Genomic DNA, 25,256 nt, shown 5'->3' with positions numbered 1-25,256 from the left:
TTAAACTTCCACTATCCCTATGCTACCCAATTACAGATTTTCCAATGTGACCACGGAACCTGTCCCTTCCGACTGGGCTGGGGTGACCACCAGGCGCCTTGGGAGTCTGGCTCTCAGTTCTTGCACATGGCTGATGACTCCTACTGCCAGATGATTGGATTGAAGTTTTTCGAGAGCGGTTACTACAGCGTCCAACAGTTCGGAATCCAGTGTTCCAAAGCCTTCGTCCAGGAAGAAGAATTGAAGCGGATATTCTCCTCTTAGTTGGATCTGTGCCGAAAGTGACAATGCCAATGCTAAGGAGGTCAGGAATGTCTCTCCTCCGGACAAAGAGGATACAGGTCGTCTTACTCCGCCATTTGCATCATCCCGAATGATGAATCCGCCCTGGGAATCCATCTCGAGCGCATAGCGTTGTCGAGTAAGATGCCCTAGACGCTCGGATGCATCGCGGCTGATTTGATGCAACTGTTCTTCAGCCAAGTATTCAACAAAGCTGTTCCCCTTGAAGATCGCCTGCAGCTTCTGATAGGAGCCTATTTCATCGGAAAGCTGCTCTTTCTTTTCTTCAAGACTACGGTATCGTCCATTTCTTTCCTTTACTGCGGAAAGGTGATGATGTGCGGCACTTTTTGCTTCAATTTCCATTCGTAGCCTTTTTCTGTTTTCCTGCACTCTTCCTTGGATGTCCATCCATTCCGTTTCATTTATGGACTCTTCCCCGATTAAGGCACTCAATCGATTCCGATCTTTTTCCAGCATATTGCGCTCATCCCAATAGCTTTTCGTCTCTTTTTCCCAACTATCCATATTATCTAGGAACCTGATGGCGGTCTCCACTTCCTCCTTGGATGTGAAGGTACTCTTCTCAAAGGCTGAACTCCACTTAACTAAAAGAAGGTCCTTGCGTGAAGAGGTTTCGGCAACCATATGTTCACTCTGTTTCACTTTTTTATCCCATTCGTGATAGTCGTTTTGAGCTGAAGTCCATTCCTGATAGGCATCTTCTTCCATTTTATTCAGCTTCAGCAGGTTCTCTTCCACCTGCTGCAGTTCATGAAGAATGGATAGATCTCCCACAACAGCTTTTATTTCACCACTTGTTTCCTCGATTCGGTTGAGAAGTTGCTTCTTTACGAGATTCTCCTGGAATACAAGCTTTTCTACTTCCTGCTTACGCTCCTGCACCGTCCGTAATTCCCGCTCTTTTTCTTCAATAAATTCAACACTTGTGTTAATTCGCTCCTGCAGTACTTTCATCTGCTTTTCCACATCTTTTGCAGCCAGATAGTCTGCTTCAATTGTTTCCAGCTTCAGATTAGGGAATTGCTCTTTCCAGGCGGCGCAAAACTCTGCATGAACATTACGCAATTCTACCAATCTTTCATTCCAGCCTGCCCACTGCTCCTCGAAAGATTGCATGAGCTTTGCCGTTTCACTGACATCTTGGCTTGATTTTCTTAGAGAAAGATCGAGCTGTGCCTTACGTTCCTGAACATGGATCAGGTCCTGCTGCAAGCCCTTCTGCTCGGTCTCAATCTTATGGAATCTATTTAATAATAGTTCCGCAGGTTCAGCAGTTTCACGGTATTCCTTTTCCCACTCGTCCATTTGCTCCGTGGAGGGATTCGGGTCCGGCAAGGAATAGGATCCTTCGAGCTCTTGATACAATTCGGTAGCCAGCTGTTCAAGCTTCAGCTTCACGGTAACATTTTTCTGCCTTTCCGCTTGAATGGAAGGGATCAGAGCTTCCATTCCGTTATCTTCCTTGCTGCTGGCAATTTCCTTCATGCTTTCATGATCAGGTCGACTAGGGTGATGAGTGGAGCCGCATACAGGACATGCCTCTCCTTCTTCCAACGATTTGACAAGTTCCATGGCAAGCTGATGGATTTTCAGTTCTTCCTCCAAATTCCTTTCATCTTGAAGGAATTTCTCAACCTGACGTCCAACCCAATCGAGCTCAACTGTCAGGCGGGAGCTGGCCGCATAATATTTTTCCGTGCTTTTGAAAAATGCCAAAAGCCCTTTTTTCCCTTCTTGAAGCCCAGTCTTTGCATGACTGTTATCTTTCTGATATTGCTGCAGTTTTTCAAACAATTTCTGCGTTTCTTCGTTGGTATCTTGCAGCTTCTTTTGGTTCTGGGAGATTTCCTGCTTTTTTTCAAAAGCTTGCTGGAGCTCATCCATTCTATTCGCTGAAAGGGAGATGCCCGCCAATTCCGCCTTCAAGCTTTTTTGCTTGGCTAGTGCCTTCTGATGAATATCCCTTGTCCGATTTTCTAAAAGCTCTTCTTTGGATAAATTTTCCTTTTTATGTTCTAGCTCTTCTTCAAGCTTCTTCAATTCCGTTTTTAACGGAGCCAGACCGTCTTCTAATGTCTTAGCCCTTGTCAGCCGCTCCTTTTTCCGGAGAAGCTCCGGATGTTGCAATTCTTTTTTCTTTCTTGCTGCTTCATAGATCTCCACCGCTTTTTTCAGGAGCTCTTTTGCCGTACTATGTTTGATGGTGTCCTGTTCAAACTGACACTGCCACTTATCCAACGATTCCTCGACTTCCATCAGGTCATCCAATAGGGGCTTCAATGAAGAGGCCTGCTGAGCAAGAGAGACCTTCTCTTCCAAATCCTTCATGTGGCTCTCGACTTCTAGCATCCTATTAAGGGAAAGCTCGACCTGACCTCTTTCTGCCTGCCACTCCCACTTTTTCTTTTTTTCCTCGAAAAGTATTTCGATTTCCTGAAGGACTTTTTCGGAAGAGGTTACAGCCCCTTCCAATTCCTTATAGGCCTCTTCTGCCGTCTTTACAGCTTCATCCGATGCTTCTCCAAGCCCCAGCTGTTCCGCTTGGATTTCACCATGGAGGCGGGTTTTCCCATGAAGCTCTTCCTTGATTTTGCGGGAAAGCTCATCGCCGTATTTCTCCAGTTGAAATAGTCGCTGCAGCATCTGTCGTCTATCCGCACCCTTTAGAGAGAGAAATTCCGCAAACTTGCCCTGGGGAAGCACCACCGCACGGGTAAAGTCATCAATGGTCAAGCCGAGGATTTCCTGCACCGCCAGGTTTACTTCCCCCGCTTTATCGGCAATCACAAGATGCTCCTCATCCCTGATTTCCGACAGTCGGCAAATGCCTGATTTTACACGGATATCATCCGTTCTTTTGAACGTACGCTCCACTTTGAACCGCTGCTTGCCTTTGGCATTTTCCAATTCAAATACATAGGAAACTTCCAGCACATTTTCAGCATGATTCATGATTCCTTGTGTATTATTGGAAGCGCGCTCCACTTTTCCGTAAAGGGCAAGTGTCATCGCATCCAAAATGGAAGACTTCCCGCTTCCTGTCGGACCGAATATCCCAAATACACCGCCTTGGCAAAGGGATTCAAAATCTATTACCTGCCTTTCGCGAAAGCTGTGCAAACCAGCCACTGTCAAACTTATCGGCTTCATGCTTCCACCTTCTTTCCCGTTTTTTCTTCATTCAATAGGGATAAAAATAAACGTACAAGCTCTTCTTCAGGCTGCGCCCCGCCCGATTGCTTTTCATAAAACCGTACAAACAGCTCTTCGATCGGCATGCTGTCCATTTTCACCATATTACGTTCTTCCACCATTTCCGGGAAGACGGGCCTGATGTGAAGGATGCCATCATGCAGCTTTCTAACACGGTGAATTTCCTCCATGGATAGCGCGTTTGTCACATGTATCTCCAGGTCAATCCAGGCATTTGAATCCCTTTTCTCCTCTAGCCAGCCAAAAACTTGCTGTAATCCTTCAGTTGCCTTCCAACGCACCAGAGGTTTTCCGCTAGACAAAAAGACCTCGTTTGTCGCAACTTCTTTCCCTGGCACAGCGTCTATGATTGTTACACTCTTTGCATAGCCGGCCTCCGAAAAGCTGTAGGCAAGCGGCGAACCTGAATAGCGTGCCTGCGTTTTCGCCCGCTTGATTGTCTGGGGTCTGTGCAGGTGACCGAGTGCAACGTACTGAGCCTGATGCGGCAGGCTTTCGGCAGCAACCGTAAATGCCCCTCCCACCTCGATCGGCCTTTCTGAATCACTGGAGCTGCCTCCTGCAACGAACAGATGACTCATCGCAATATTCACCGAATCAGCTGTAAAACTCTCACACATCTTTTCAAAAAGTTGACGGATCCGTGCATCATAATGGTCGCGAATAACTTTTTCATCAAAAGTTTCCGAGAGCACCTCGTTCAGCCTTGATTCGGAAGGATATGGCAGGGATGCAAGCTTCAGCAGTTCACCTGTAGTTGGAATATGAATGGATTGTACATCCGTGATAGGGTAGCCTAGTAAGGATATGCTCTGAGTGGATGCGAGTGGCTGGGATGCGGAAAGTCTGTCCGGATTATCGTGATTCCCGGCAATCACAGCTACAGGTCGTCGTCCTTTGTCAGAAAGCTTTTGCAAGGATTCGTAAAATAGCACCTCCGCTTGTGCTGGCGGATTTACGGTATCATACACATCACCTGCCATCAGGATGACATCGATCTTTTCTTCTTCTACAATCGTAGCTAGCTCATCGAGAAATTGAGCCTGCTCTGGTAATCTGCTTCTCCCTTCGAGTGTCTTGCCCAAATGCCAATCGGCCGTATGCAGTATTCTCAATCTTTCTTCCCCCTATCGGAAAAGGACGCAAGCGGATCGGAACCTTCTCCTCTCCGCCTGTGCACTTTTTCTATTCTTCTATCTTCACCAAATGATTTCCATCAAAGAAATAAAGGTATTTGGCAGTAAGCTTTTTATTCCAGATCTGCTCCACCGCTTTGCCGTATAAGGAAACCTGTTCCCGGTAGCGATTTCTCAAAATCGGTTCTGCCTCTTCAAAGCCGTTTGCAAACCTTCCTTTAATCGCATCTGTTTTATAGTCAAGCAGTATCAGTCCATCCTCATCCTCGATCAGACAGTCGATGACCCCTTGTACAAGAACGGTTTCTTCTTTTAGCTCTGCATCGTTCCCAATCTCGCTTCCTTTTAAGGCAAAGCTGAATGGAACCTCACGATGGACCTTTTTGGCATGCAACATCCGCTTGCCGATCGGTGTAGAAAAGAAGGACTGTACAGCGCTTATATCTATAACTTCAGCCTGTTCACTCGTAAGCAGTTCTTTTTGAACCATTTCCAGGATCATTCCCTGCAGCTCTTCCCGGGTGAAGCTGCTTTGGTCCAGTCGGATGTTCTGCATGAAGGAATGCATCGCTGTTCCAATTTCTGATGGGGACAAACGTTTTTTCTGCAGAAAAGTCGGTCTGTCCAAAAAGTATTTTCGTTCGGTCTGGACAAGAGAGTGATCCGCATAAGGATCCTGCTGCTCCTTCATCCGTTTCAGCTCGGATACCGACTGCTTCGAGCGGTGCCTGCTCGCATCCTTAAATGGATATTGCCAATGCAGCTGCGATTTTACCTTCTCAAAGAGGGGGCTTTGGATATCTACATGAAGGCCATGCTTCACTTTTTCCAGAAGGTCATTCTCTTCCAGTTTGGCAGCCTCCAGTTCTTCCAGCAATTCCTGCACATTGGTGACAGTAATCTTCCAAGAAGCAGGGTGTTGGGTTATCTCCTCTGGTACGAGCGTAGATGTAGCCCCTTCGCGGAGCTCGTCAGCGTCTTGATGTCTGACCAATGCCGGTCCTACCCAATCCATATAGGATTTTGCCGCGGCTCTTGCATAGTCAGGCAACAGCCAGTTATTGGAGTCTGCAGACTCATTCCATTGTAATCTGGATTTTTCAAAATCCTTCACCGTTCCAACAAGATAAAGCTTCTCTTTCGCCCGGGTCAGTGCTACATAAAGCACCCGCATTTCCTCTGCAATCAGCTGGGCCTTTGCTTTGCGCTTCAATGCCAGCTGCAATAGCGTCGGGTAGGTGATGCGCAAGCGTGCGTTTACATATTTCGAACCGAATCCAAGCTCCTTATCCAGGAGATAGCTGCTGTTTAAATCCATCATATTGAACTGCCTGGATAGGCCTGCAACAAAGACGATTGGAAACTCGAGCCCTTTGCTGGAATGGATGGTCATAAGGCGGATGACATCCTCCTGCTCACCAAGTGCCCTTGCCGCTCCCAAATCCTCGCCTCTATCCTGCATTCTCTCAATGAAACGCAGGAATCGGAACAGTCCCCGGAAAGAGGTCGATTCGTATTGTCTTGCTCGGTCATACAGAGCACGCAGATTCGCCTGACGCTGCTTGCCGCCTGGCATCCCCCCGACAAAGTCGTAGAAGTGGGTATCCTGGTAGATCTGCCAGATAAGCTCAGATAACGCCCCTTCCCTGGCTGATGTCCTCCAGTTCTGAAGCATCTCATAAAAGGCCTTCACCTTTCTGACAACCTCTTTTTCTTCTACACTATCAGGAGTTTTATTCAGGAAAACCAAAAGTGCGTCAAAATAGTTCCCTTTCCTCTGCTGAATTCGTATGAGTGCGAGTTCATTGGAATCAAGTCCCACAATCGGGGACCTTAAAACAGAGGCAAGCGGGATATCCTGATATGGATTATCGATAATTTTCAATAATGAAAGCATGATTGCAACCTCTGTTGCCTCGAAATATCCCGTGCTCAGGTTTGCATATAATGGGAGCCCCTCCTGCTTGAACTCTTCCATGAATTGCGGAGCCCATGGCATCGAGCGCATCAGGATGACAAAATCCCTGTAGGTAACAGGACGCATGCGCTTTTCATCTTTATCATAGATCTTGTAGCCGGACTGAATCAGCTTTTTGATTTTCCGTGAAATCAATTTTGCCTCCACCTGAGCCGTCTCCAGTTCCACCTTGTCAAAGGCGGAGGGACTGAAATCATCTTCTGACACTCCGAATGATTCATCGGCGGAATGGTCGCTCCGGTCAACAAGCAGCAGTTCCGTTTCCCTATCGTCGGCTTGTGGATAATTGGCTGCACCAAACTTCAATTCGGCCTCTTCATTGTAGTCGATCTCCCCGACCGTCTCTCCCATGATCTGCTTGAAGATAAAATTGGTGGCATCCAGCACCTCTGTTCTTGAACGGAAGTTGCGGTTAAGATCGATGCGAAGCCCACCATTTTCCCCTGTGGTGCCGAACCTCTTGTATTTGCTCAGGAAAAGGAACGGCTCTGCCAGACGGAAGCGATAGATGGACTGCTTCACATCTCCTACCATGAACATATTTCCAGCCTCTTCCTCTTCCTTCGTCACAAGCTTCAGGATTGCCTCCTGCACCATATTCGTATCCTGGTATTCATCCACCATCACTTCTTTAAATGTGGCTTGATACCTTAGAGCGGCTTCCGATCTTTCGAAGCCTGAGCCAGTCGGCGTACGTAGGATACTTAAACAGAGGTGCTCCAGGTCAGAAAAATCCACCAGACCCTTCTCCTGCTTCAACATGCTGAACTGTCTTCCATATTCCTTTACCAGCTCCACCAAAGTGCTCATGACAGGAGCCAGTTCCTCCAGGTCCTTGAGGAAGGATTCAGGTCGTCTGGAAAACAGCTCGTCCTTGATGCCTTGAACGATTCCTTTGGCCTTGTTTCGCACCTTGGTCCAGCTTTCGATCAGTTCTTTATCAAATTCATCTCCACGGCATGTTTTCGCCCTTGGAAAATCAAGGCTCTGCATCTCTTCATATAGCACACTCCATGATTCCCCAAGTGCAGCCTGCAGTCTTGCCAGCTGCTTTGTGTCCTCTTCGATATTGACGGAACGGGGAGCTGGCCCTCCAGGTTCAAGGGTTATCTCCATCGCTCTTTCCAATAGACTCTGTGCCCCAAGAAATTGCAGCTCCATCTCACTTTTAAGCATGGAGATAAACGGAAGATCATCGATAGGAAGCTGGCTGGTAGACTGATAGAAAGCAGCGATATCTTCCAGCCACTTCTCAGGTGCCGGATTTGCCCTTGAAAACTCATGTAGATCCAGTACCAGCTTTTGGAGCGCTCCATCTGTCCGGTCGTTCGTATAACGATCCACCAGGTCGAAGAAAGCGTCATTCCCCTCTTTTCCATACTCTTCCTCAAAGACGTTCTCCAGTACTTCTTCCTGCATCAGCTGGATCTCCGTTGTATCTGCAATGCGGAAGCTCGGATCGATATCGATCAGGTAATAGTATTTTCTCACTACATCCAAGCAAAAGGAGTGGATAGTCGAAATGGAAGCACGGTTCAGCAAGGATAGCTGCCTGCGAAGATGAAGCGATGCGGGCCTTTTTTCCAGCTGACCTTCCAACGCTTCCCCGATTCGATGCCTCATTTCAGCTGCTGATGCATTCGTAAAGGTCACAACAAGGAGGCGGTCCACATCTACATGCTCCTGCACAATCTTATGAATCATCCGTTCTACCAGAACCGCCGTCTTCCCGGATCCGGCAGCCGCCGCAACTAGTATATCCCTGCCGCTTGCGACAATTGCCTTCCACTGGTCATCCGTCCATTGTGCATCCACCGGTTTTGGTAATAGTTCCATCCCCATCATTGACCTCCTCCTTCCACTTTTCTTTTGATGGAATCCATGATTTCATCCTTCGGTATATTTGTCAGCAATCTATAGTCGTTCTCGTCAAGCGAGGTATCAAATTGACAGAACGATTTATAGGAACAAAAGGTACATGGTGTTTGGTTTTTCAGCTTGTAAGGGGCAATGCCCGTTTCACCTTCTGATATTTTCATCCCGATGTCTTCGAAGGTCTGTCTCACATAATTTCTTAAATAGGTGAATTCCGTTTCACTTGCCACTGACGAATTGGAGTAGAACTCCCCATTGGTCTTAAGGCCTGCGGAAACAATTTGGGAATGCCCTTTATCAAGCGTCTGATCCATGAGACGGACAGATTCCTCTTCTCCTAAAAGAAGTCCCTTCATTTTGAAGCTTTTGAAGATCTCCTCTTCAATGATATCCTCAGGTGCCATGCCATTGGTTTTTATCATGGGATTATGCACGTGGAAATAAAGGACCCCTGCAGGTGACGCCTGAGTTCCAAGCCAACCCTCTGAATGGGAGATGACGATATCCAGATAGGTCAGCATCTGCAAGGCCAATCCATAGTACACTTCCGTCAGATCCAATGCTTTATTGCTGGATTTATAGTCGATGATCCGAAGCAGCAAGCCATTGGAGCCTTCTGCCTTATCAACACGGTCAATTCGCCCGACAAGCTCCATGGATACCCCATTAGGCAGATCCACCCTGATCGGAGGCAGCTCTTCCTTCTGGCCGAATCCAAGCTCAAGGCCAACTGGCGTGAATTTACTTGCCCTTGAATGCTCACTCAGGATTTGTGTTGCTCTCGTAATGATGGTTTCTAGCTTTCTTTTTATATATTGGAAACGGTTGGAGCTTAAAAGAATTTCCCCTTGCAGCTTAGGTGCAAGTAGATCTACCGCTTCTTTTGCCAACAGTTCACAATCAGACTTTGTCAACGACTTCCAGTCACTGCCCTTATGGCGGAGACTATCGGAAATAGTTTTCAGTGCAGCATGAAACAACTGTCCGATATCCGGTGCCTCCAGGCGATAGATTTGCCTGTCCTTTAGCTTCAACCCATGGGAAGCGAAGTGTGAAAAAGCACAGGCACTGAATTTCTCCATTCTTGATACACTGGCTTCCATATGATCGCCGTAAAGCTGTCTGCTGACGCCCACTTCCAGCTTTTTCGCTTCATTTCTATAGAACAGACTCTGCAGCACCTGCTCGGTTCGCCCGTTCCACTGTTCATCCTCAAGAAGAGTGTTATACACATCCCACCATACAGGATCGACGGGATATTTTTTCATCCAAGCCTGTAGCTGAACCGCCAGATTGGAAAGCGTAGTGCCCGGGGTATGGACAAACATCAGCTGCTCCTCCTGGGATAGCTCTGCAGGTTCATTCATCATCAGCCTTTCCTCCACTTCCGGGAACATCTCCTTCATTCTCTTTATATAGGAGGAAGCCAAAAGTGATTTCCCTTCTTCATCAGCCAGGGAATAGCTGATATAAAGCTGATGTGAAGGAGAAAGGAAAGCAGAATATACGAGAAAATGGTCATCTAGCAATCTTTCCAGGCTAGTTGGTGCAAGCTCCAGTCCGAAGCTTGCGAGAAGCTCCCTCTCTTCCTCTGACACAAAGCCTTCATCCTTGATTTTGGCAGGAATGACCCCTTCGTTTACACCAATGACAAAGCTGTGCTTGATATCCGTCAGTCTTGACAAATCAAAGTTTGCAACAATCACCTGATCGATGGCTGGCGGTACAAGGCTGAAGCGCAGGCTTTCCAACCCGCTCTCCAGCATTTTTGAAAACAGCGCCATGCTTATAGGCTGATCTCCAATCAGCTCCACCATCTGATCGAGCATTCCAATGATCGCTTTCCACACCTGCTCATTTTCTTTTGCGAATGATAGGTTCCCTGCTTGTTCGGCCATTTTCATCCGGTTCTCCAGTTTCGCTGGAATTCCAAGGTCCTCCATATATTCGTATAGCGCCTTGCAGTAGCCTTCAATGGACTTCGAACGCTTCCATCGCTTCTCAAGCATCGACAGCGGCTCCACAATCATACTTCTCAGTTCATTGATTTCCTGTTCGTAGGCAAGCTCTTCATCTGTCTGCACATAAGGGCCTTCGGTATCAATACTGAAAAAACGACGGTATCTCCAAGATTCTTTCGCCGTCCACCTTTTCCCCTGAATTCCATAGGAAAGGCAATAGTTCTCCAGCTTGTCCGTCTTCTCCCGCATCTCTTCTATATCCTGATCCATCGAATAAAAGAAATCCGTTTTTACACAGCGGAAAACAGATTCATAGCGCCAGTTACGAGTGATGACCTCGATACTCGAACGTAAAAGCTCTACAAGCGGATGATGAAGCATCGTACGCTTCTGATCGATGAAAAAGGGAATCTCATAATCTTTGAAAACCGTATTGATCAAATCCACATAGGACTCGGCATTGCGGACAATGACAGCAATATCCTTATAGCGGTTACCCTTGTCACGAACAAGCGATGTGATTTCCCGTGCTATTCCTTCGATCTCCGCTCTTCTGTTTACAGCCTGCAAAATGGAGACCTCACCTTTACCGGGGTAAGCCACGGTAGGTCTTACATCAAAATATTGTTCCAAATGCCGCAAGGAATCGGATTCCGTAAAGCGGTGGGCATCTTCCATTAAAATAGGCGCCTCCACTTCGCATCCTTCTTCAAGTGCAATATTTTTCAGTTTCTGGTAAGTGGTGCCCGTTGACCGGAACAGATGGAGATCATATGGCGCCTCTTCGTCATAGGGCTTGTCCAATGTAAGAGCAACGGTAACAGACCTGGCATGCATCATAAGTTGCTTCAGGACCTCTACTTCCTGTGGTGTAAAACTATGAAAACCATCTATAAAAATATCTGCTTGTTTTATATAAGAGGAAAAAGGGATCTTTTCAACCAGCAACTGCAGATAATCCTCTCCATCCACATATTTGCCTTCAAGGGTTTGCTCCAATTGGCGGTAGACCACCAAAATATCCGTCAGCTTCTTGGCGAGCATTCTTTCATGTTCTGAAATGGTGCTATCATCCTTTATACGGACAATCTCTTCCTGCAATAGCTCAGGTGTTACACAGTAACGCTTGAATTCCGTTACCATACCTTCCATCTGTTCAATAAAGCCAAACTGCTCGGCAGAACGGCCAAACACATGAAACTCATTTTTATGCTCCTCGACCACCTTGCGAAGAAGCATGTGTATCCCGGTCTGATCAATATGAAAACGGCTGATTCCCCCAACCTCCTGCAGGATTCGCCAAGCAAGGCGGGTAAAACTGAATACCTGTGCCCGGATCATTCCCTGGATATCAGGCGATTGAACCATCCGATATTCCGATTGGAAGGTCATCTGTTCTGGAACAAGATAGACAATCGGAGGGCCTTCCGGATCGTCTTTCAACTGCTGAAGGATCTGGTCGCTACACCATTTTGTTTTTCCACTTCCTGTTCTTCCTATCAAAAAACGAATTGACACAGCATTTCCCCCAAACTTCTCTATGGTTAAAATGGCGACCGGCTCTCACTACTCCGGTCGCACTAAATCTATGATTATATAATTAATTTCTCACCTCTATTGTACTTAAAAAATGGCCGTTATGCCAACCAGCCGCATACAAATATTAGGATGTTGCACTGAATTCCATGTACCTCGTCTTATAATTGATTCAGCTTACATGGATAAAAAGAAAAAACACTTGAATAAATCTGTCATTCAAGTGTTTTTGTCGAAAAATTAAGTGGTCGCAACAGTGGGTTCTGAAGAGTTTTCCTTTAAATTCTTCATTCGTTTTTTCAGGAACAGCCCTTGACCGATCCCGAAAAGGTTACCGATCACCCAGTAAAGGGCAAGCGCAGATGGCAGAGTCAGACCTGCAATAAGGATGAATACCGGCATGATATTCATGACCATTTTCATTTGCGGCTGAATGTCGGGGGGCAGGCTCACTCTTGTTTGGATAAACGTAGTGGTGGCCGCCACAACCGGCAAGATGAAATAAGGGTCGGATTGACCGAGGCTGAACCAGAGAAAGGAATGCTCGGCAATTTCCGTTGTTCTTCCTATCGCATAATAGAACGCCATAATGATTGGCATCTGGATCAAGACAGGCAGGCATCCACCGACAGGATTGATTTTATGGGCCTGGTAAAGCTCCATCATTTCCTTTTGCATTTTCTGCTGATCAGCCGGATCCTTCTTGCCTTTATATTTCTCCTGTAGTGCCGTCATTTCAGGTCGAAGCTTTTGCATCGCGATTGTGCTCTTCTGTTGCTTCATCACAAGCGGAAAAATAAGAAGGCGAATCAGAATAGTCACCACGATGATGGACAAGCCATAATTACCTCCCGAAAAATTCGCTACTGACGTCAAAAGAAGTGACATCGGATAGATAAAATAGTGATTCCACACTCCCTGTGTATCAGAAGTGATCGGTTCACTCATACTACACCCGGTCATTACTGTCACAACCAACAAGGCTGCCATAGTTATTTTTTTCAATATAGATTCCTCCTACTGATTCTCAAAGTTTTTACTTTTCTATTAGTAGAAGGAAGGGTGTTCCTCATCATCGAGAGTTTCCTTGGTAGGACGTTTTCTGTAAACGAAGGCTAATCGTTTTCTTCTTTTCCTATCCACCTGATAGGAAACCGCCCCGCTCGTATCAAGGGATGGAGAGCAGGAACGAGACTGATACCAAACCTGCCTGGACTCCAGATAAAAGCAATACGTGAAAAAACATAATAATGTAGCAGTTACATATGGTGCATAAAGCAACAAATCCAAATAAAATTCCATTTATAAAAACCTGCCTTACAGGTAGTAGTTTTACTCTATTAGTTAGTACGAGTTCATCTTGTAAAAGTTTCAATAAAAGTATTTCCCTATAATAAAAAGATACACCTAGTCCGGTAAAAAAACCAGGTGTATCTTATTGTAAATTATAAGCGTTCCTTTTCATAGATGAAGATCTCCCGGTACCTTTCCATCAGAAGCTTCTTATCTATTTTTCCGACTGCTGTTTTAGGGATCTCTTTTACAAAAACGAACCTTTTGGGTACTTTATATTTTCCCAGCCTTTGAGAACAGAAGGTGGTCAGCTCCTTTTCGGATGCCGGACTCTTTAGTGAAACAACTGCGAGAACCGCCTCTCCCCACTTTGGATGAGGTATCCCCACCACACTGACCTCTTTAACGGCAATATGCTGAGAAATTGTCTGCTCCACCTCTGTGGGATACACATTCTCCCCGCCGGAGATGATCATATCCTTCGCCCGGCCGACAATATAAAAATAACCGTCTTCATCTTTTCTTCCAAGATCCCCTGTGCGCAACCAGCCCTCACATTTCACCTTTTCCGTTTCTTCCTGATTCGACCAGTAGCCAGTAAACACATGTGGACCTTTAAGATATATTTCACCGACTTCATTCGGGCCTGCTTCCACATTGTTCTTCCTTACAATTTTCACCTCATTGAACATCATGGGTTTTCCTACAGAACCTTTCTTCCCGTAGGCTTCTGTAGGATCGATATAGAAATTGTTAGGACCAGCTTCCGTTAGTCCATAACCCTCCTTGAACAGCTTGCCTTTTTTGTAAAAGGCTTCATAGACCTCCAAGGGGCAGGGAGCTCCTCCGGATAAAAATGTTTTCATGGACGGAAAGCTCTCTTTTAAAAAATCCGGGTGTTCAATCAGCATATGGTACATCGTCGGAACCATCAAAACCACTGTGCACTGATAAAGATTCAATAAGTCTATCACTTTATCCTTCTGGAAATCCCTCATGATGACGACAGTTCCTCCTGCCATCAAAAGCGGTGTGGACAGGGCATTCAATCCTCCCGTATGGAACATCGGCAGGCAGGTGAGTGTAATATCCCTTTCACTCAAGCCCCAGCTGATAATCGTATTGATTGCATTGCTCGCTATGTTCTGATGGGAAAGGATGACTCCTTTAGGCTTTCCTGTCGTCCCTCCCGTATAAATGATTGCGGCATGTCTGCAAGAATCCCTCAAAGAGATTTCAGCAGATATGGAATGGTAATCGGTCTGTGTTTCTTCCAAAGGAAACGTTTCACAAGGGAAATTCTTCAATAATTCCTTATACTCCGGATGGACAAAGACGCACTTAGCCTCGCAATCTTTCAAGATATAAATGAGCTCCTCTTCAGATAGCCGCCAATTGAGCGGAACGAATATCGCCCCAGCTACCTGGCAGGCAAACAGCAATTCAAAGTAAGAAGGATCATTCGGAGACAGCAAGGCCACTCTATCTCCGTGATCGATGCCAAGTTGACACAATCTATCTGCCAAATTTATAGTGCGGTCATACAATTCTTTGTAATTCCATCGCTCTCCAGTTTCCCCATCAATAATGGCGACTTTTGCAGGAGACAGTTGTGAACGCTTCTGTAGCCACGATCCATCAAATGCCACTTCCATCTCTCCCTTATCCTTTTCAAGTAATTACCACTATAAAGGTGTGTGGTTACAATAGGGTTACAAAAAAAGGTGAACCCCCTTTACAGGAATTCACCTCGACTATTAAGCGGCTTCATTAAATACCGCTGTTGATTTCCGCACTAGGCTACGCTTTCCGCGGGGCGCTTGTGGAGCCTCCTCGGCTTCGCCTGTGGGGTCTCCACTAACCGCTACCTCCCGCAGGACAAGGAAGGCTTCGGAAGCGAAACATCGCACGCAGAAAATGCTCGCATTTTCAAGGAGTCTTCGCCTATTGCTCCAATCAACAGCTAGATTCTTAAAATAACAGCACTAGACACTAACAGAGAGCTTCATGTAAAAAATCTACATCATGATAAATGAAATATAGTGTAGACGTTATGCGCCACCTGCCGCCCCTGTTGATTGTAGTGCAAGGTGTGAGACTCCTTCGGGAGATAGCGGTAGACTTGAGACCCCGCAGGCATGCCGAGGAGGCTCAAGCACCGCCCCGCGATCGCTGCCACCTGGAACGGAAATCAACAGGGTGTTTAATGTGGCTACCTTTTTTTCAGGATGGCCACGTTAAACTTCCTTCACTTTTCTTCTTTTGATTACAAAATAAAACGCTGGGACGAACAGTAGGGTGAAGAAGGTTGAGAAAAAGATTCCCGAGATGATCGAGATTGCAAGTGGTGTGAATAGCACATCTCCACTGAACGCAATCGGGATTAAGGCCGCAATGGATGTAAAGGCAGTCAGTACGATCGGCCTGAATCTCGCCTTCCCGGAATCGATGACCGCTTCACTAAGTGTTGCACCTTCCTGTAATCGCTGCTCCATAAACTCAATGAATACCGTTGCATTACGGACAACAATCCCAGCAAGCGATACAATCCCCATCATCGCCATAAATCCAAGACCTGTCTGTGTCAGGAACAGACCGATCACTGCACCTGAAATTGCCAGATAAACGGAGCTCATGATCAGCAATGGCAGACGCAAGGAATTGAACTGAATGACCATCAGGATGTAAATCAAGAAAATAACAATGATGAACAGTTTACCTACTTCAATAAAGAAGTCGCTTCTTGCTGAAGACTCCCCTCCAACAGAGATCGAAGTGGAATCTGTTTCATAGGAATCGGCAATCTCCTCTACCTGCTTTTCAAGCTTCTGTTTATCCTCTTCACCAGGATACACTCGGACAGTAACCGTTCTTTCCCCATTTTTATGCGGGATAAGCGGCAGGGCTTCCGTTTCCTCCTGTGTAACCAGCTCGGATAATGGTACAAGTACAGGTGCACCGAACTCCGTGGTTTCAAGCTTGCTAGGGATCTCGAGGTTTTCCAGGTTCAACGTTTCCCCTTCATCCATTAGATCCTGAATGATAGTTAACGTTTTTCTTTCCTTACCCGCTTCATAGGAACCAACAGGTATGCCTTCCGTTTTCAGTCTGATCAGATTACTGATTTCCTCGGCGGTAATGCCATGTTGCTCCATTGCGCCGCGATTCGGAACATAGTTGATGGTTGGTAATGGTGTACCCACATCATCTATTACTACACCGCTTCCTTCCAAATTATCAATTTCTCTTTTCAAACCATTTACAGTTTCCATCAATTCATCGATATTTTCTCCGACAACCGTCAAGGCAATCGGGGCACCAACAGGCGGACCGGCTTCAATGGTGGAAAGCATAATGACACTATCGGGATTTTCTTCCCTCAGCTTAGGCTGCCATTCTTCAATCGTTTCAGCAGCCGACTGCTTTTCGCGATCAACTCTCAAGACGATCTGTCCAGTATTTTCACCAGAATTGGATAACTTGCTGCCGAAAATGCCCGGCTCTCCACTACCCGCAAAAATAGTGGATTCATAGATATCTTCGTCACTCTTCAAATTTTCTTCCATCGCTTTCAACCTTGACTCTGTTTCTTCCATAGGGGTTCCTGCAGGCAAGGTGACAGTCACGGTGACTTCTTCCCTGTCCGCACTCGGGAAGAATACGACAGGAATAAATGGTACTAAAGCGTATGTTGCCGTACAGAAAATCAGCACCGCAAAACCTGTAAGGAGCGGTTTTTTTACAATATTCGTTAAAATTTTGTCGCTATACCAAGTGCTCACTTTATCAATTTGAGAACCTAATATTCCATCTTTCGATTTCTTACTGCGCTTTTTTTGACGCCATGCAAGAAAGATTGGAACGATCGTGAGCGCCACGATTGTCGATCCGATGATCGTTGAAATCAATACGGTCGGCAATGCTGAAATGAAGGCTCCGTTCGGACCGGATATGAACGTCAACGGCAGGAACGTAAACACAATCGCGAGGGAGGAAGTGATGACAGAAATCCTCACTTCTTTCGTCCCTGTCAGTGCCCCTTTCAAAGGCCCATCTCCAAGCTGGTAACGCCTTTGGATATTATCATTTACCACGATGGCATCATCGACAAGGATACCGAGGGCGATAATCATCCCGATGATGGAAATCTGATTCAAATCGACAGCTGCATATGGCAGCGGGATGAGCCCCAGTGCGATCGATATCGGGATCGATAATGCAACTAGAATGGCGGATACTGCATTTAAACCAAAGAATGTTATCAATACGACAACAAAGATGGAAATTAGGAATGAGATACCCAAATCATTGAATATTTTACTCACAATCTTGTCCTGGGTATAGTAGAGATCCAATTCAATTTCATCAGGCAGATCCTTTGTAAGGCGCTCCATCTCTGCATCCACTTTTGAATAGAGGGTTGGGATGTCCACGCCCTTCTCCTGCATGATGGTCAACGATAAGGCAGGAGTCCCGTTATAGACAACAAGGTCTTCCTGTGCTGCCGGGATTTGTGTCAAGCTAGCGATATCCCGTACATATATGGAATCTCCTGCTTGATTTTTTTTGATAAACACATTTTCTACATCTTCTATTGAATCAATGTGCTCCATCGTCAGCTGAGAAACCTTGTTTCCTGACTCCTGGCTGCCTAGTGGGGTGATTTCGAGTTCATTTTGGATACTAGTAATTACATCAGGCAGGATGATTCCGGTTTCCTGCATTTTTTCGGAATCAAGATTTAAAGTATAACTTGTCTCTTCCAATCCTCTTACAGTTACCTTGCGGACTCCATCAATTTTTTCCAGTTGGGGAATCCAGTCATTTATCAATTCTTTTTGCTCCAATAAAAGGGAACGGTCTTCATTCAATAAATGGTAGGACGCGATCACTCCCATTTGAATGTCTGAATTGACGGTAGGCTCAAATGCTTCCTCAGGGAATTCACGACTCACATCCGATACAGCCTGACGGACAAGTGAAAACACCTGATCCCGATCTGCATCATCTGTCAGTTCCAGCACAATATTGGAGATGCCGACACCTGAAACGGAAGTAACGCTATCCATCCCTTCAATATCAAGAAGCTCCTTTTCCAGAGGTGTGGTGATATCCCTTTCCACTATCTCAGGCGCAGCCCCTGGATAAACAGTGGTAATCGTCCCTACATTGATGGAAATCTCCGGTACCTCACGCTTCGGGATCTGAAAATAAGTGAGAGTACCTATTACAACAAGCAATAGCAAAAAAATTAATGTTACTTTTGGTTTTTTAATAAGTGCATTAAACAACTGGATGTCCTCCTATACGAGTTGATTATTCAAATTTGACTATATGATTATATGATATCATCATACTGGCTAGTGGATGGTGAGCGCAACATTGAATATGCTCGGTAGGAAAGTTTAGTTTTTTGGACACAAATTACAACAAAAAAACACCAAGTGCTTTCCGCACCTGATGCTCGTTTTTTCTATTGGGCCTTTAAAGACCGCTGTTGATTTTCGCAATAGGCTGCGCTTTCCGCGGGGCGTTTTGTGGAGCCTCCTCGGCTTCGCCTGTGGGGTCTCCACTAAACGCGTCCTCCCGCAGGAGTCTTCGCCTATTGCTCCAATCAACAGCTAGTGTACACAAAAGCAATACTCATCTTTCACGAACATTTACTTTACTTTTATTAAACTCCCACAACACGGAAGTACGTACTTTACATCATGATGCCGCCGTCCACATGCAAGACGGTTCCATTTATATAATCGGATTCATCTGATGCCAAGAATAGATATGCGTTTGCTATATCGCTCGGTTTACCCAGGCGCTGCAATGGGATGACCTGTAAAAGTCCCTGGATCACCTTTTCGGGAACAGTCGTGACCATGCTTGTTTCCACAAATCCAGGCGCGACTGCGTTTACATTGATTCCTTTGCGTCCGAATTCCTTTGCCCATGATTTAGTCATCCCGACAACCGCCGCCTTGGAAGCGGCATAATTGGTCTGGCCGACATTTCCATATACGCCGGAAACAGAGGATGTATTGATGATTTTGCCTGCACCTTGTTCAAGCATATGGGGAACTACCGCCTGGGTACAGTTGAATACTCCATTAACGTTGATATCCATTACTTTCTGGAAATCTTCACTGCTCATCTTAAGCAGCATATTGTCCTTGGTAATGCCGGCATTGTTTATTAATATATCAATCTGTCCGAATCTTTCTTTTACCATTTGAACCATTTCCACTACCTGTGACTGGTTCGAAACGTCCACCTGATAGAAGGCAGCTTCCCCCTCCGCCTGCAACTCCGAGACTCTTTGCTCCCCGGCTACAGCATCATAGTCCACTAGTGCCACTTTTGCACCTTCCCGTAAAAATACCCGTGCTGCCTCCAGCCCCAATCCATTGGCGGCACCGGTAATGATGGCTACTTTTCCTGATAGTCTCATTGATATTGTTCCTCCTGTTTTTTCACGAATGTTGTAATGGCTTCCAGCAGTTGCGGCAAATCATCCACCAAGGCAGAGTGTCCGCACCCTTTTAATGGAATGAAAGTCGCTTTACCTCCTAAATCCTCCAGGATCTCCTTTGTCATCTGTTCAGTGATGACAAGATCCTTTTCTCCTGCAAGAACAAGCACCGGGATGTTGATTTTCTTTACATCTCCTGTTCCATCCTTCAGACCATTATTCTTTTCGCTGATATTAAATGTGTTTAGGGCATGCAGGATTTCCGGATAATTGCGCTGTGTCATCATATCATTCAAATATTCCTCGTAACGCTCCTTTTCAGGTTTATTATCATGGTAGATGGCAAAATCCCAAATCATCCGCAACATGTCTTTATTTTTTGTTTCATATGCTTGTGTAATGGTGATGGTTCTTGTTTTATCCTGCAGGACCTGTTCAAAACTTGAAAGTCTTTTGGATAAATCCGGCTGACCAGTTTGATCCGTATCGAAAATCGGATATCCTCTTGTAGAAGCGGAAGCAAGCAGGATCAGCTTGTTGCAATAGCCTGGGTTATCGGCAGCAAATTGCATTCCTACCGCTCCACCTGTCGACCAGCCGACCAATGAGAAACCGGAAAGGTTCAGCTCATCAACAAACAGCTTGATATCAACCGCTAATTCCTTGATGGAATAGAATTTTTCATGATAGGTGGACTCGCCGAAACCACGCATATCTACTGCTATCACATGAAAAGAAGGATCGATGTTCTCCATTACAAGGTCCCAATGTTTAGAGGAGGTCATATTACCATGGACAAGTAAAAGTTTTTCTCCACTTCCTTCACGCTCTCTATAACCCAGTGTTTCCCCATTTGCCAGTTTGACTGTTTTCTGTTCGATAATACCCATGTATCATACCCTCCTATTCGATGGCTTTTCCCCATCTGATAGTTGTTGCTCCCCATGCATACCCGATACCCGCACTGACCAGGACGACAATGTCACCAGCTTTTATCTTTCCTTTTTCCAAGGCAAGCTCAAGCGATAGGATCTGGTCGATCTGACCGATATGCCCGTAGTCTTCAAGATAGATAGATTGGTTTTGGGTCAATCCAAGTTCCTTTAATACATAGTCATTAGCCGATTTCTTCATATGCAGGATGCCTAGATAATCAACATCCTTTTCAGTTAAGCCGCTCCTATTCAAAGACCCACGTATGGCTTCCAGGAAATTCTTCATCGATTTCTCTTCCAGTCTTGCTTTCATTCCATCCGGGTCCAGAACGTCCAGTTTGTTCAATCCCAATTCGAGTGCTTCTGTTGATATGGGATGTTTCGTCCCCCCTGCCACCACTACGACATCCTTTGAAAAGGATCCGTCCGTGATCAAATGGGACTCCAACAATTCGTTTTCTCCATTATTCTTTTTAAGAAGAAGAGCCCCTCCTCCAGCGGCTAAGTTGAACATAAAGCGTGTCCTTTGGTTATCATAATTGATAAAATCTTCATTGCGATAACCGCCTGCCAGCAGAACGGTGTTGATAGCATCATCACTAAGCATCATATCCTTGGCTATCTTCAACGCCATGATGGTGGTGCCACAGCGTAATGCCATATCAAACCCAATCGCATTCACCGCGCCCAAGCTCTCCTGCATATATAGGGCGGCTGTCCATAATGGGTATTCCTTATGCTCTTCTCCGATATAAATGATCAGATCAATCTCTTCGGCTTTTATTACCGACTTTTCCAGGGCCATTCTTGCGGCTTTTATTCCCATTTCACAAGTATGGTCTTCCTCTCCCGCAATGGGCTTCTGTTTAATGCCCAGCTTTTCTTCCACCACATATATAGGTATTCCAGATTTTTCTGAAATCTCCTTGCTCGACATGAAATTTTCCGGGATATAAATTCCTGTACTGACAATTCCAACGCTTGTCATCGCTCTCACCTGCTTAATATATCCTTCATATATTCATACACTTCCTCCAAGGAAGCAACCGATATTTCTTCCTCACCTTGCACATGGCTGACAGTGATTCTCCAGACAGGATCCTTATGATCTATATCCACTAAGCTTGCGCACCGCACCACAAAGGATGCAACGTTCGGCTGTGTAATCATCTTTCCCCCCCCTAACCTGAAATGTTGTTATCGTTTTTTATAGCGCGGTGCTTTGCCTTCCTCTTCCCCCACCAGAGCCTTACTGTCCCTATGATGCCTTGCGGGAAGAACATGACGACCAGTATATAGAGGATTCCAAAAAAGATGATCCAGCGTTCAAAAATCCAATGCACCTTCGCTAAATCAGTTAACCAGTGATGCGCAAATTCAATCAATCCTGCACCAAGGATGGCACCCACAAGCGTGCCTACTCCACCAATGATGGTCATCAATAAAGCATCGAGCGTAACATCCACTGCAAATACGGAGGTATTGACAAAGCGCAGGGTCAGCACGTAAAGGCTTCCTGCGAAGCTTGCCACTACACCGGCAACGACACTTGCAATCACTTTATAGTGAAGAACATGAAAACCAAGTGATTCGGTTCTGTTTTCATTCTCCCTGATAGCCTGCAGCACCCTTCCCAAAGGAGAAAGAGTGAACCTTCTCAATAAAAGGAAAATTACAGCCATCATTATTAGAGCAACAAAGTACAAGGTCATCCGATCCTTTAGTGGATCCGGAATCGAAAAAGTAAATCCATCATTTCCGAATGTCAGAGATCTCCACTTTTCCGCTACTACTAAAAACAGACCGGAAAAGGCAAGGGTTAGCATCGCATAAAAATGGCTTTTTAACCGTAAGGAAAGCATCCCGACGAGATAACTGATGACGGCAGCAATAACCGCTCCAACCAGCACGGCAAGAAGCAATGTTGCGATGGTACTATCAAAATGCTTGAGCATGACACCTGTGGAATAGGCGCCAATTCCAAAGAACATCGCATGTCCAAAGGAAACGATACCCGTGTAGCCCAGGAGAATATCATAGCTCATCGCAAATATCGCAAACAGGAATATTTGGGTGAACATGATTAAAAGAGTACGAGAATCAGAGACAAACGGAACAGTCAGAAGCATGATGAAAATTAACAGATACACCATATTAGGCTTTGTTATATACGTGTTCATGCCCTCACCCCTTTACCCCGAATAAGCCTTGCGGACGGAAGATGAGCACGGTTGCCATCAAGAGCATGTTTACCGCCAATGCCAGGTCCGGTACGTAATACGCCATAAAGCTTCCGCTCAATCCCACCAGGATGGCCGCAAGAACCGAACCGGTTATACTGCCCATGCCTCCGATGACCACCACGATGAAGGCAAGGATTCCAAACTCCAGCCCCATTTCGGCATATATGACTCCCGAATATGGTCCAAGAAGCATTCCTCCAAGTGCCGCCATGGCCGCTCCGACCATGAAAACGAGCATAAAAACCCGCTTAATATTGATTCCGAGGGCTTGCACCATTTCCTTATTGATCACACCAGCCCGAACAATAAGGCCTATTTTCGTATTTCTCAGAATATAGTAAATGGCCCCGAAAACCAGTGCACCAACAATAATGATGAAAACCCTGTATTTGATGATGATAATGTCCCCAAACTCCCAGCTGCCACTGAAATAGGAGGGTGTTTTCGCACTAAGCTGATTCGGCCCGAAAACGACCTTGATCATTTCGCTCAATACAAGCATCACCCCCAAGGTGATCAGAATCTGCTGGACATGATTGCCGTAAACAGGCTGAATGATAAATCTTTCAAGGACTAAACCTAGAATAAGTCCAGTCGCAACGGCAGCGAGAATACCTAACATAAAACTTCCAGTTGTGCTATATACCCATATACCGGAGAAAGCACCCCATGCGAACAGCCCCCCATGGGCGAAATTCAGTACATCCATCAAGCCGAATATCAGCGTCAATCCCGCAGCCAGCAAGAATATCAGCATCCCTGTCGCTAATCCATTGACAGCAAGGTTAATAAATACCTCCACTATGCTCCCCTCCTTTTATGCAATTCCCAAATAGTGCTTCCGCAGTTCCGTATTCTCTTTAAGTTCTTCCATCAATCCATTATGAACGGTTCTTCCATCATCCAAGATATAGAAGCAATCCCCGATGGTACTTGCCATATAAAAATTCTGTTCCACCAGAATGATAGTCGTCTCTTTTTTCATCTGTTCAATGGAATGCATCACCTTTTCCACCATGATCGGCGCCAGCCCCTTGCTAGGCTCATCAATCAGCAGGAGCTTGCTGTTATTGACATAGGCACGGGAGATGGCGAGCATTTGCTTCTGACCGCCACTGAGATTTCCTCCACGCTTCTTCCAATAGGTTTTCAGATCCGGAAATAAATCCAGGATCCAATCGAGACGGGAAAGTGTTGCGACGTCGTGCTTTCTCATGGCGACCTTCATATTTTCCTCTACCGTCAATTCTCCAAATATCCCTTGGTCCTCCGGGACATATCCGATTCCTTTATTGGCAATTTCATAGGTTGCAAGGCCGGTGATATCCTGCCCATTATAGGTGATGGAACCTTTGTTAGGCGGATTCAATCCCATGACACTTCTCAGGGTGGTTGTTTTTCCTGCACCGTTTCTGCCTAGCAGAACGGTGACTTCTCCCTGCTTCGCTTCAAAATCCACCCCTTGCAAAATATGAAACTGTTCAATATAGGTTTGAATCCCTTCCACTTTAAGAAGCGTTGTCATCATACAATCCCCCTAAATACGCCGATTGGACGGTTTCATTGTTCATTATTTCTTCAGGAGTCCCATCCGCCAATAGCCTTCCATTGAAAAGGACCATTACTGAATCAGATAGATCCAGGATCATATCCATTTTGTGTTCTATTAAAATAATGGTTCGATCTCCCTGTGCTTTTATCAGCTTTATCACTTCGAGAATTGCGGGAACCTCTTCAATCGACATTCCGGCGGTCGGTTCATCCAGAAGGAGGATCTCTGTTTCCAGTGCAAGCAGCATTGCAATCTCCAGCTTCCGTTTTTCCCCATGCGCCAGGTTCTTGGCTAGTGAGTTCGCCTTCTTATTCAACAGTACTGTCGTTAAAAGTTCCATGGCTCTCACTTCAAAATCCTTGAAGTGCAGGAAGTGTGAAAACATGTTATACCGGACCTCTTTTTGCGATTGAACGGCAATCCTCACGTTCTCCAAAACAGTTAAGTTAGGGAAAACATTCGTTATTTGAAAGGATCTTCCTATTCCTTTTCTTGTCCGCTTCATTGGAGATAGCTTCGTTATGTCCTCCCCTTTCCAATACACCTGACCACTTGTCGGTTTCAGTTGCCCGCTTAGCAAATTGAAAAAGGTGGTTTTTCCTGCACCGTTTGGACCAATGATCGATTTGAAATGGTTGGGCTCCACCTTGAAATTCACTCCGTCCACCGCAACATGCCCTCCAAAAGCTATCGTAAGCTCCTTAGTTTCCAAAATGGGATTCACTTTGTTTCCCTCCTTTTTAATCCTATGTAAGTTCAGAAATA

16 protein-coding genes are annotated in these 25,256 nt (G+C 45.7%); all 16 read right to left on the bottom strand.

The window, feature by feature from the left end; genetic code table 11:
• Window positions 1-30: 30 nt before the first annotated feature.
• On the bottom strand, window positions 31-3,456 hold the full coding sequence (locus tag ACQCT5_RS16505) for an AAA family ATPase (RefSeq protein WP_499643236.1): 3,426 nt from the start codon (window positions 3,454-3,456) through the stop codon (window positions 31-33).
• Window positions 3,453-4,634, bottom strand: a complete 1,182-nt coding sequence (locus tag ACQCT5_RS16500; RefSeq protein ID WP_499643235.1) for an exonuclease SbcCD subunit D — start codon at window positions 4,632-4,634, stop codon at window positions 3,453-3,455. Before ACQCT5_RS16500 ends, ACQCT5_RS16505 begins: the two co-directional genes overlap by 4 nt.
• 70 nt (window positions 4,635-4,704) lie before the next feature.
• Window positions 4,705-8,475, bottom strand: a complete 3,771-nt coding sequence (gene addA, locus ACQCT5_RS16495) for a helicase-exonuclease AddAB subunit AddA (protein ID WP_499643458.1) — start codon at window positions 8,473-8,475, stop codon at window positions 4,705-4,707.
• Window positions 8,475-11,987, bottom strand: a complete 3,513-nt coding sequence (gene addB, locus ACQCT5_RS16490; RefSeq protein ID WP_499643233.1) for a helicase-exonuclease AddAB subunit AddB — start codon at window positions 11,985-11,987, stop codon at window positions 8,475-8,477. The genes addA and addB overlap by 1 nt, the downstream gene beginning before the upstream one ends.
• A gap of 258 nt (window positions 11,988-12,245) precedes the next feature.
• Window positions 12,246-13,010 (bottom strand): membrane protein insertase YidC, encoded by a 765-nt coding sequence (gene yidC, locus ACQCT5_RS16485; protein ID WP_499643231.1) that lies wholly within the window; start codon window positions 13,008-13,010, stop codon window positions 12,246-12,248.
• 42 nt (window positions 13,011-13,052) lie between these two features.
• The gene (locus tag ACQCT5_RS16480; RefSeq protein ID WP_499643229.1) at window positions 13,053-13,307 is read right to left on the bottom strand and encodes a hypothetical protein; all 255 of its coding nucleotides are present in this window, start codon (window positions 13,305-13,307) and stop codon (window positions 13,053-13,055) included.
• A gap of 143 nt (window positions 13,308-13,450) precedes the next feature.
• Entirely contained in the window at window positions 13,451-14,953 is a 1,503-nt protein-coding gene (locus tag ACQCT5_RS16475; RefSeq protein WP_499643227.1) for a class I adenylate-forming enzyme family protein, read from the bottom strand.
• 582 nt (window positions 14,954-15,535) lie between these two features.
• Entirely contained in the window at window positions 15,536-18,589 is a 3,054-nt protein-coding gene (locus ACQCT5_RS16470) for an efflux RND transporter permease subunit (RefSeq protein WP_499643225.1), read from the bottom strand.
• A gap of 413 nt (window positions 18,590-19,002) precedes the next feature.
• Window positions 19,003-19,740, bottom strand: coding sequence for a 3-oxoacyl-ACP reductase FabG (gene fabG / locus ACQCT5_RS16465; protein WP_499643223.1), 738 nt, complete (start codon window positions 19,738-19,740; stop codon window positions 19,003-19,005).
• Window positions 19,737-20,651, bottom strand: a complete 915-nt coding sequence (gene phaZ / locus ACQCT5_RS16460) for an intracellular short-chain-length polyhydroxyalkanoate depolymerase (protein WP_499643221.1) — start codon at window positions 20,649-20,651, stop codon at window positions 19,737-19,739. The genes fabG and phaZ overlap by 4 nt, the downstream gene beginning before the upstream one ends.
• A 13-nt stretch (window positions 20,652-20,664) precedes the next feature.
• Window positions 20,665-21,684 (bottom strand): 3-oxoacyl-ACP synthase, encoded by a 1,020-nt coding sequence (locus ACQCT5_RS16455; RefSeq protein ID WP_499643219.1) that lies wholly within the window; start codon window positions 21,682-21,684, stop codon window positions 20,665-20,667.
• Window positions 21,685-21,689: 5 nt separating this feature from the next.
• A complete protein-coding gene (locus tag ACQCT5_RS16450) occupies window positions 21,690-21,866 on the bottom strand; it encodes a hypothetical protein (protein WP_499643217.1) in 177 nt (58 codons plus the stop codon).
• Between the two features lie 11 nt (window positions 21,867-21,877).
• Complete coding sequence (locus ACQCT5_RS16445; RefSeq protein ID WP_499643215.1) at window positions 21,878-22,876, bottom strand: branched-chain amino acid ABC transporter permease; 999 nt, start codon at window positions 22,874-22,876, stop codon at window positions 21,878-21,880.
• A 4-nt stretch (window positions 22,877-22,880) separates the two neighbouring features.
• Complete coding sequence (locus ACQCT5_RS16440) at window positions 22,881-23,741, bottom strand: branched-chain amino acid ABC transporter permease (protein WP_499643213.1); 861 nt, start codon at window positions 23,739-23,741, stop codon at window positions 22,881-22,883.
• A gap of 15 nt (window positions 23,742-23,756) precedes the next feature.
• On the bottom strand, window positions 23,757-24,464 hold the full coding sequence (locus ACQCT5_RS16435; RefSeq protein ID WP_499643456.1) for an ABC transporter ATP-binding protein: 708 nt from the start codon (window positions 24,462-24,464) through the stop codon (window positions 23,757-23,759).
• Window positions 24,448-25,215: an ABC transporter ATP-binding protein gene (locus ACQCT5_RS16430; protein WP_499643211.1), complete on the bottom strand. Its 768-nt coding sequence runs from the start codon at window positions 25,213-25,215 to the stop codon at window positions 24,448-24,450. The genes ACQCT5_RS16435 and ACQCT5_RS16430 overlap by 17 nt, the downstream gene beginning before the upstream one ends.
• Between the last annotated feature and the right edge of the window lie 41 nt (window positions 25,216-25,256).

Source organism: Sutcliffiella halmapala, assembly GCF_050107295.1.
Taxonomy (GTDB): domain Bacteria; phylum Bacillota; class Bacilli; order Bacillales; family Bacillaceae_I; genus Sutcliffiella_A; species Sutcliffiella_A halmapala_A.
This window is presented reverse-complemented; position numbering and strand designations above follow the sequence as displayed.

What these genes read in the sequence shown, in the direction of transcription:
- ACQCT5_RS16450 (WP_499643217.1), bottom strand. Translation starts at nt 21,866, where the DNA reads ATGATTACACAGCCGAACGTTGCATCCTTTGTGGTGCGGTGCGCAAGC.
- ACQCT5_RS16445 (WP_499643215.1), bottom strand. Translation starts at nt 22,876, where the DNA reads ATGAACACGTATATAACAAAGCCTAATATGGTGTATCTGTTAATTTTC.
- ACQCT5_RS16480 (WP_499643229.1), bottom strand. Translation starts at nt 13,307, where the DNA reads ATGGAATTTTATTTGGATTTGTTGCTTTATGCACCATATGTAACTGCT.
- ACQCT5_RS16475 (WP_499643227.1), bottom strand. Translation starts at nt 14,953, where the DNA reads ATGGAAGTGGCATTTGATGGATCGTGGCTACAGAAGCGTTCACAACTG.
- fabG (WP_499643223.1), bottom strand. Translation starts at nt 19,740, where the DNA reads ATGAGACTATCAGGAAAAGTAGCCATCATTACCGGTGCCGCCAATGGA.
- addA (WP_499643458.1), bottom strand. Translation starts at nt 8,475, where the DNA reads ATGGGGATGGAACTATTACCAAAACCGGTGGATGCACAATGGACGGAT.
- ACQCT5_RS16505 (WP_499643236.1), bottom strand. Translation starts at nt 3,456, where the DNA reads ATGAAGCCGATAAGTTTGACAGTGGCTGGTTTGCACAGCTTTCGCGAA.
- ACQCT5_RS16455 (WP_499643219.1), bottom strand. Translation starts at nt 21,684, where the DNA reads ATGACAAGCGTTGGAATTGTCAGTACAGGAATTTATATCCCGGAAAAT.
- ACQCT5_RS16435 (WP_499643456.1), bottom strand. Translation starts at nt 24,464, where the DNA reads ATGACAACGCTTCTTAAAGTGGAAGGGATTCAAACCTATATTGAACAG.
- phaZ (WP_499643221.1), bottom strand. Translation starts at nt 20,651, where the DNA reads ATGGGTATTATCGAACAGAAAACAGTCAAACTGGCAAATGGGGAAACA.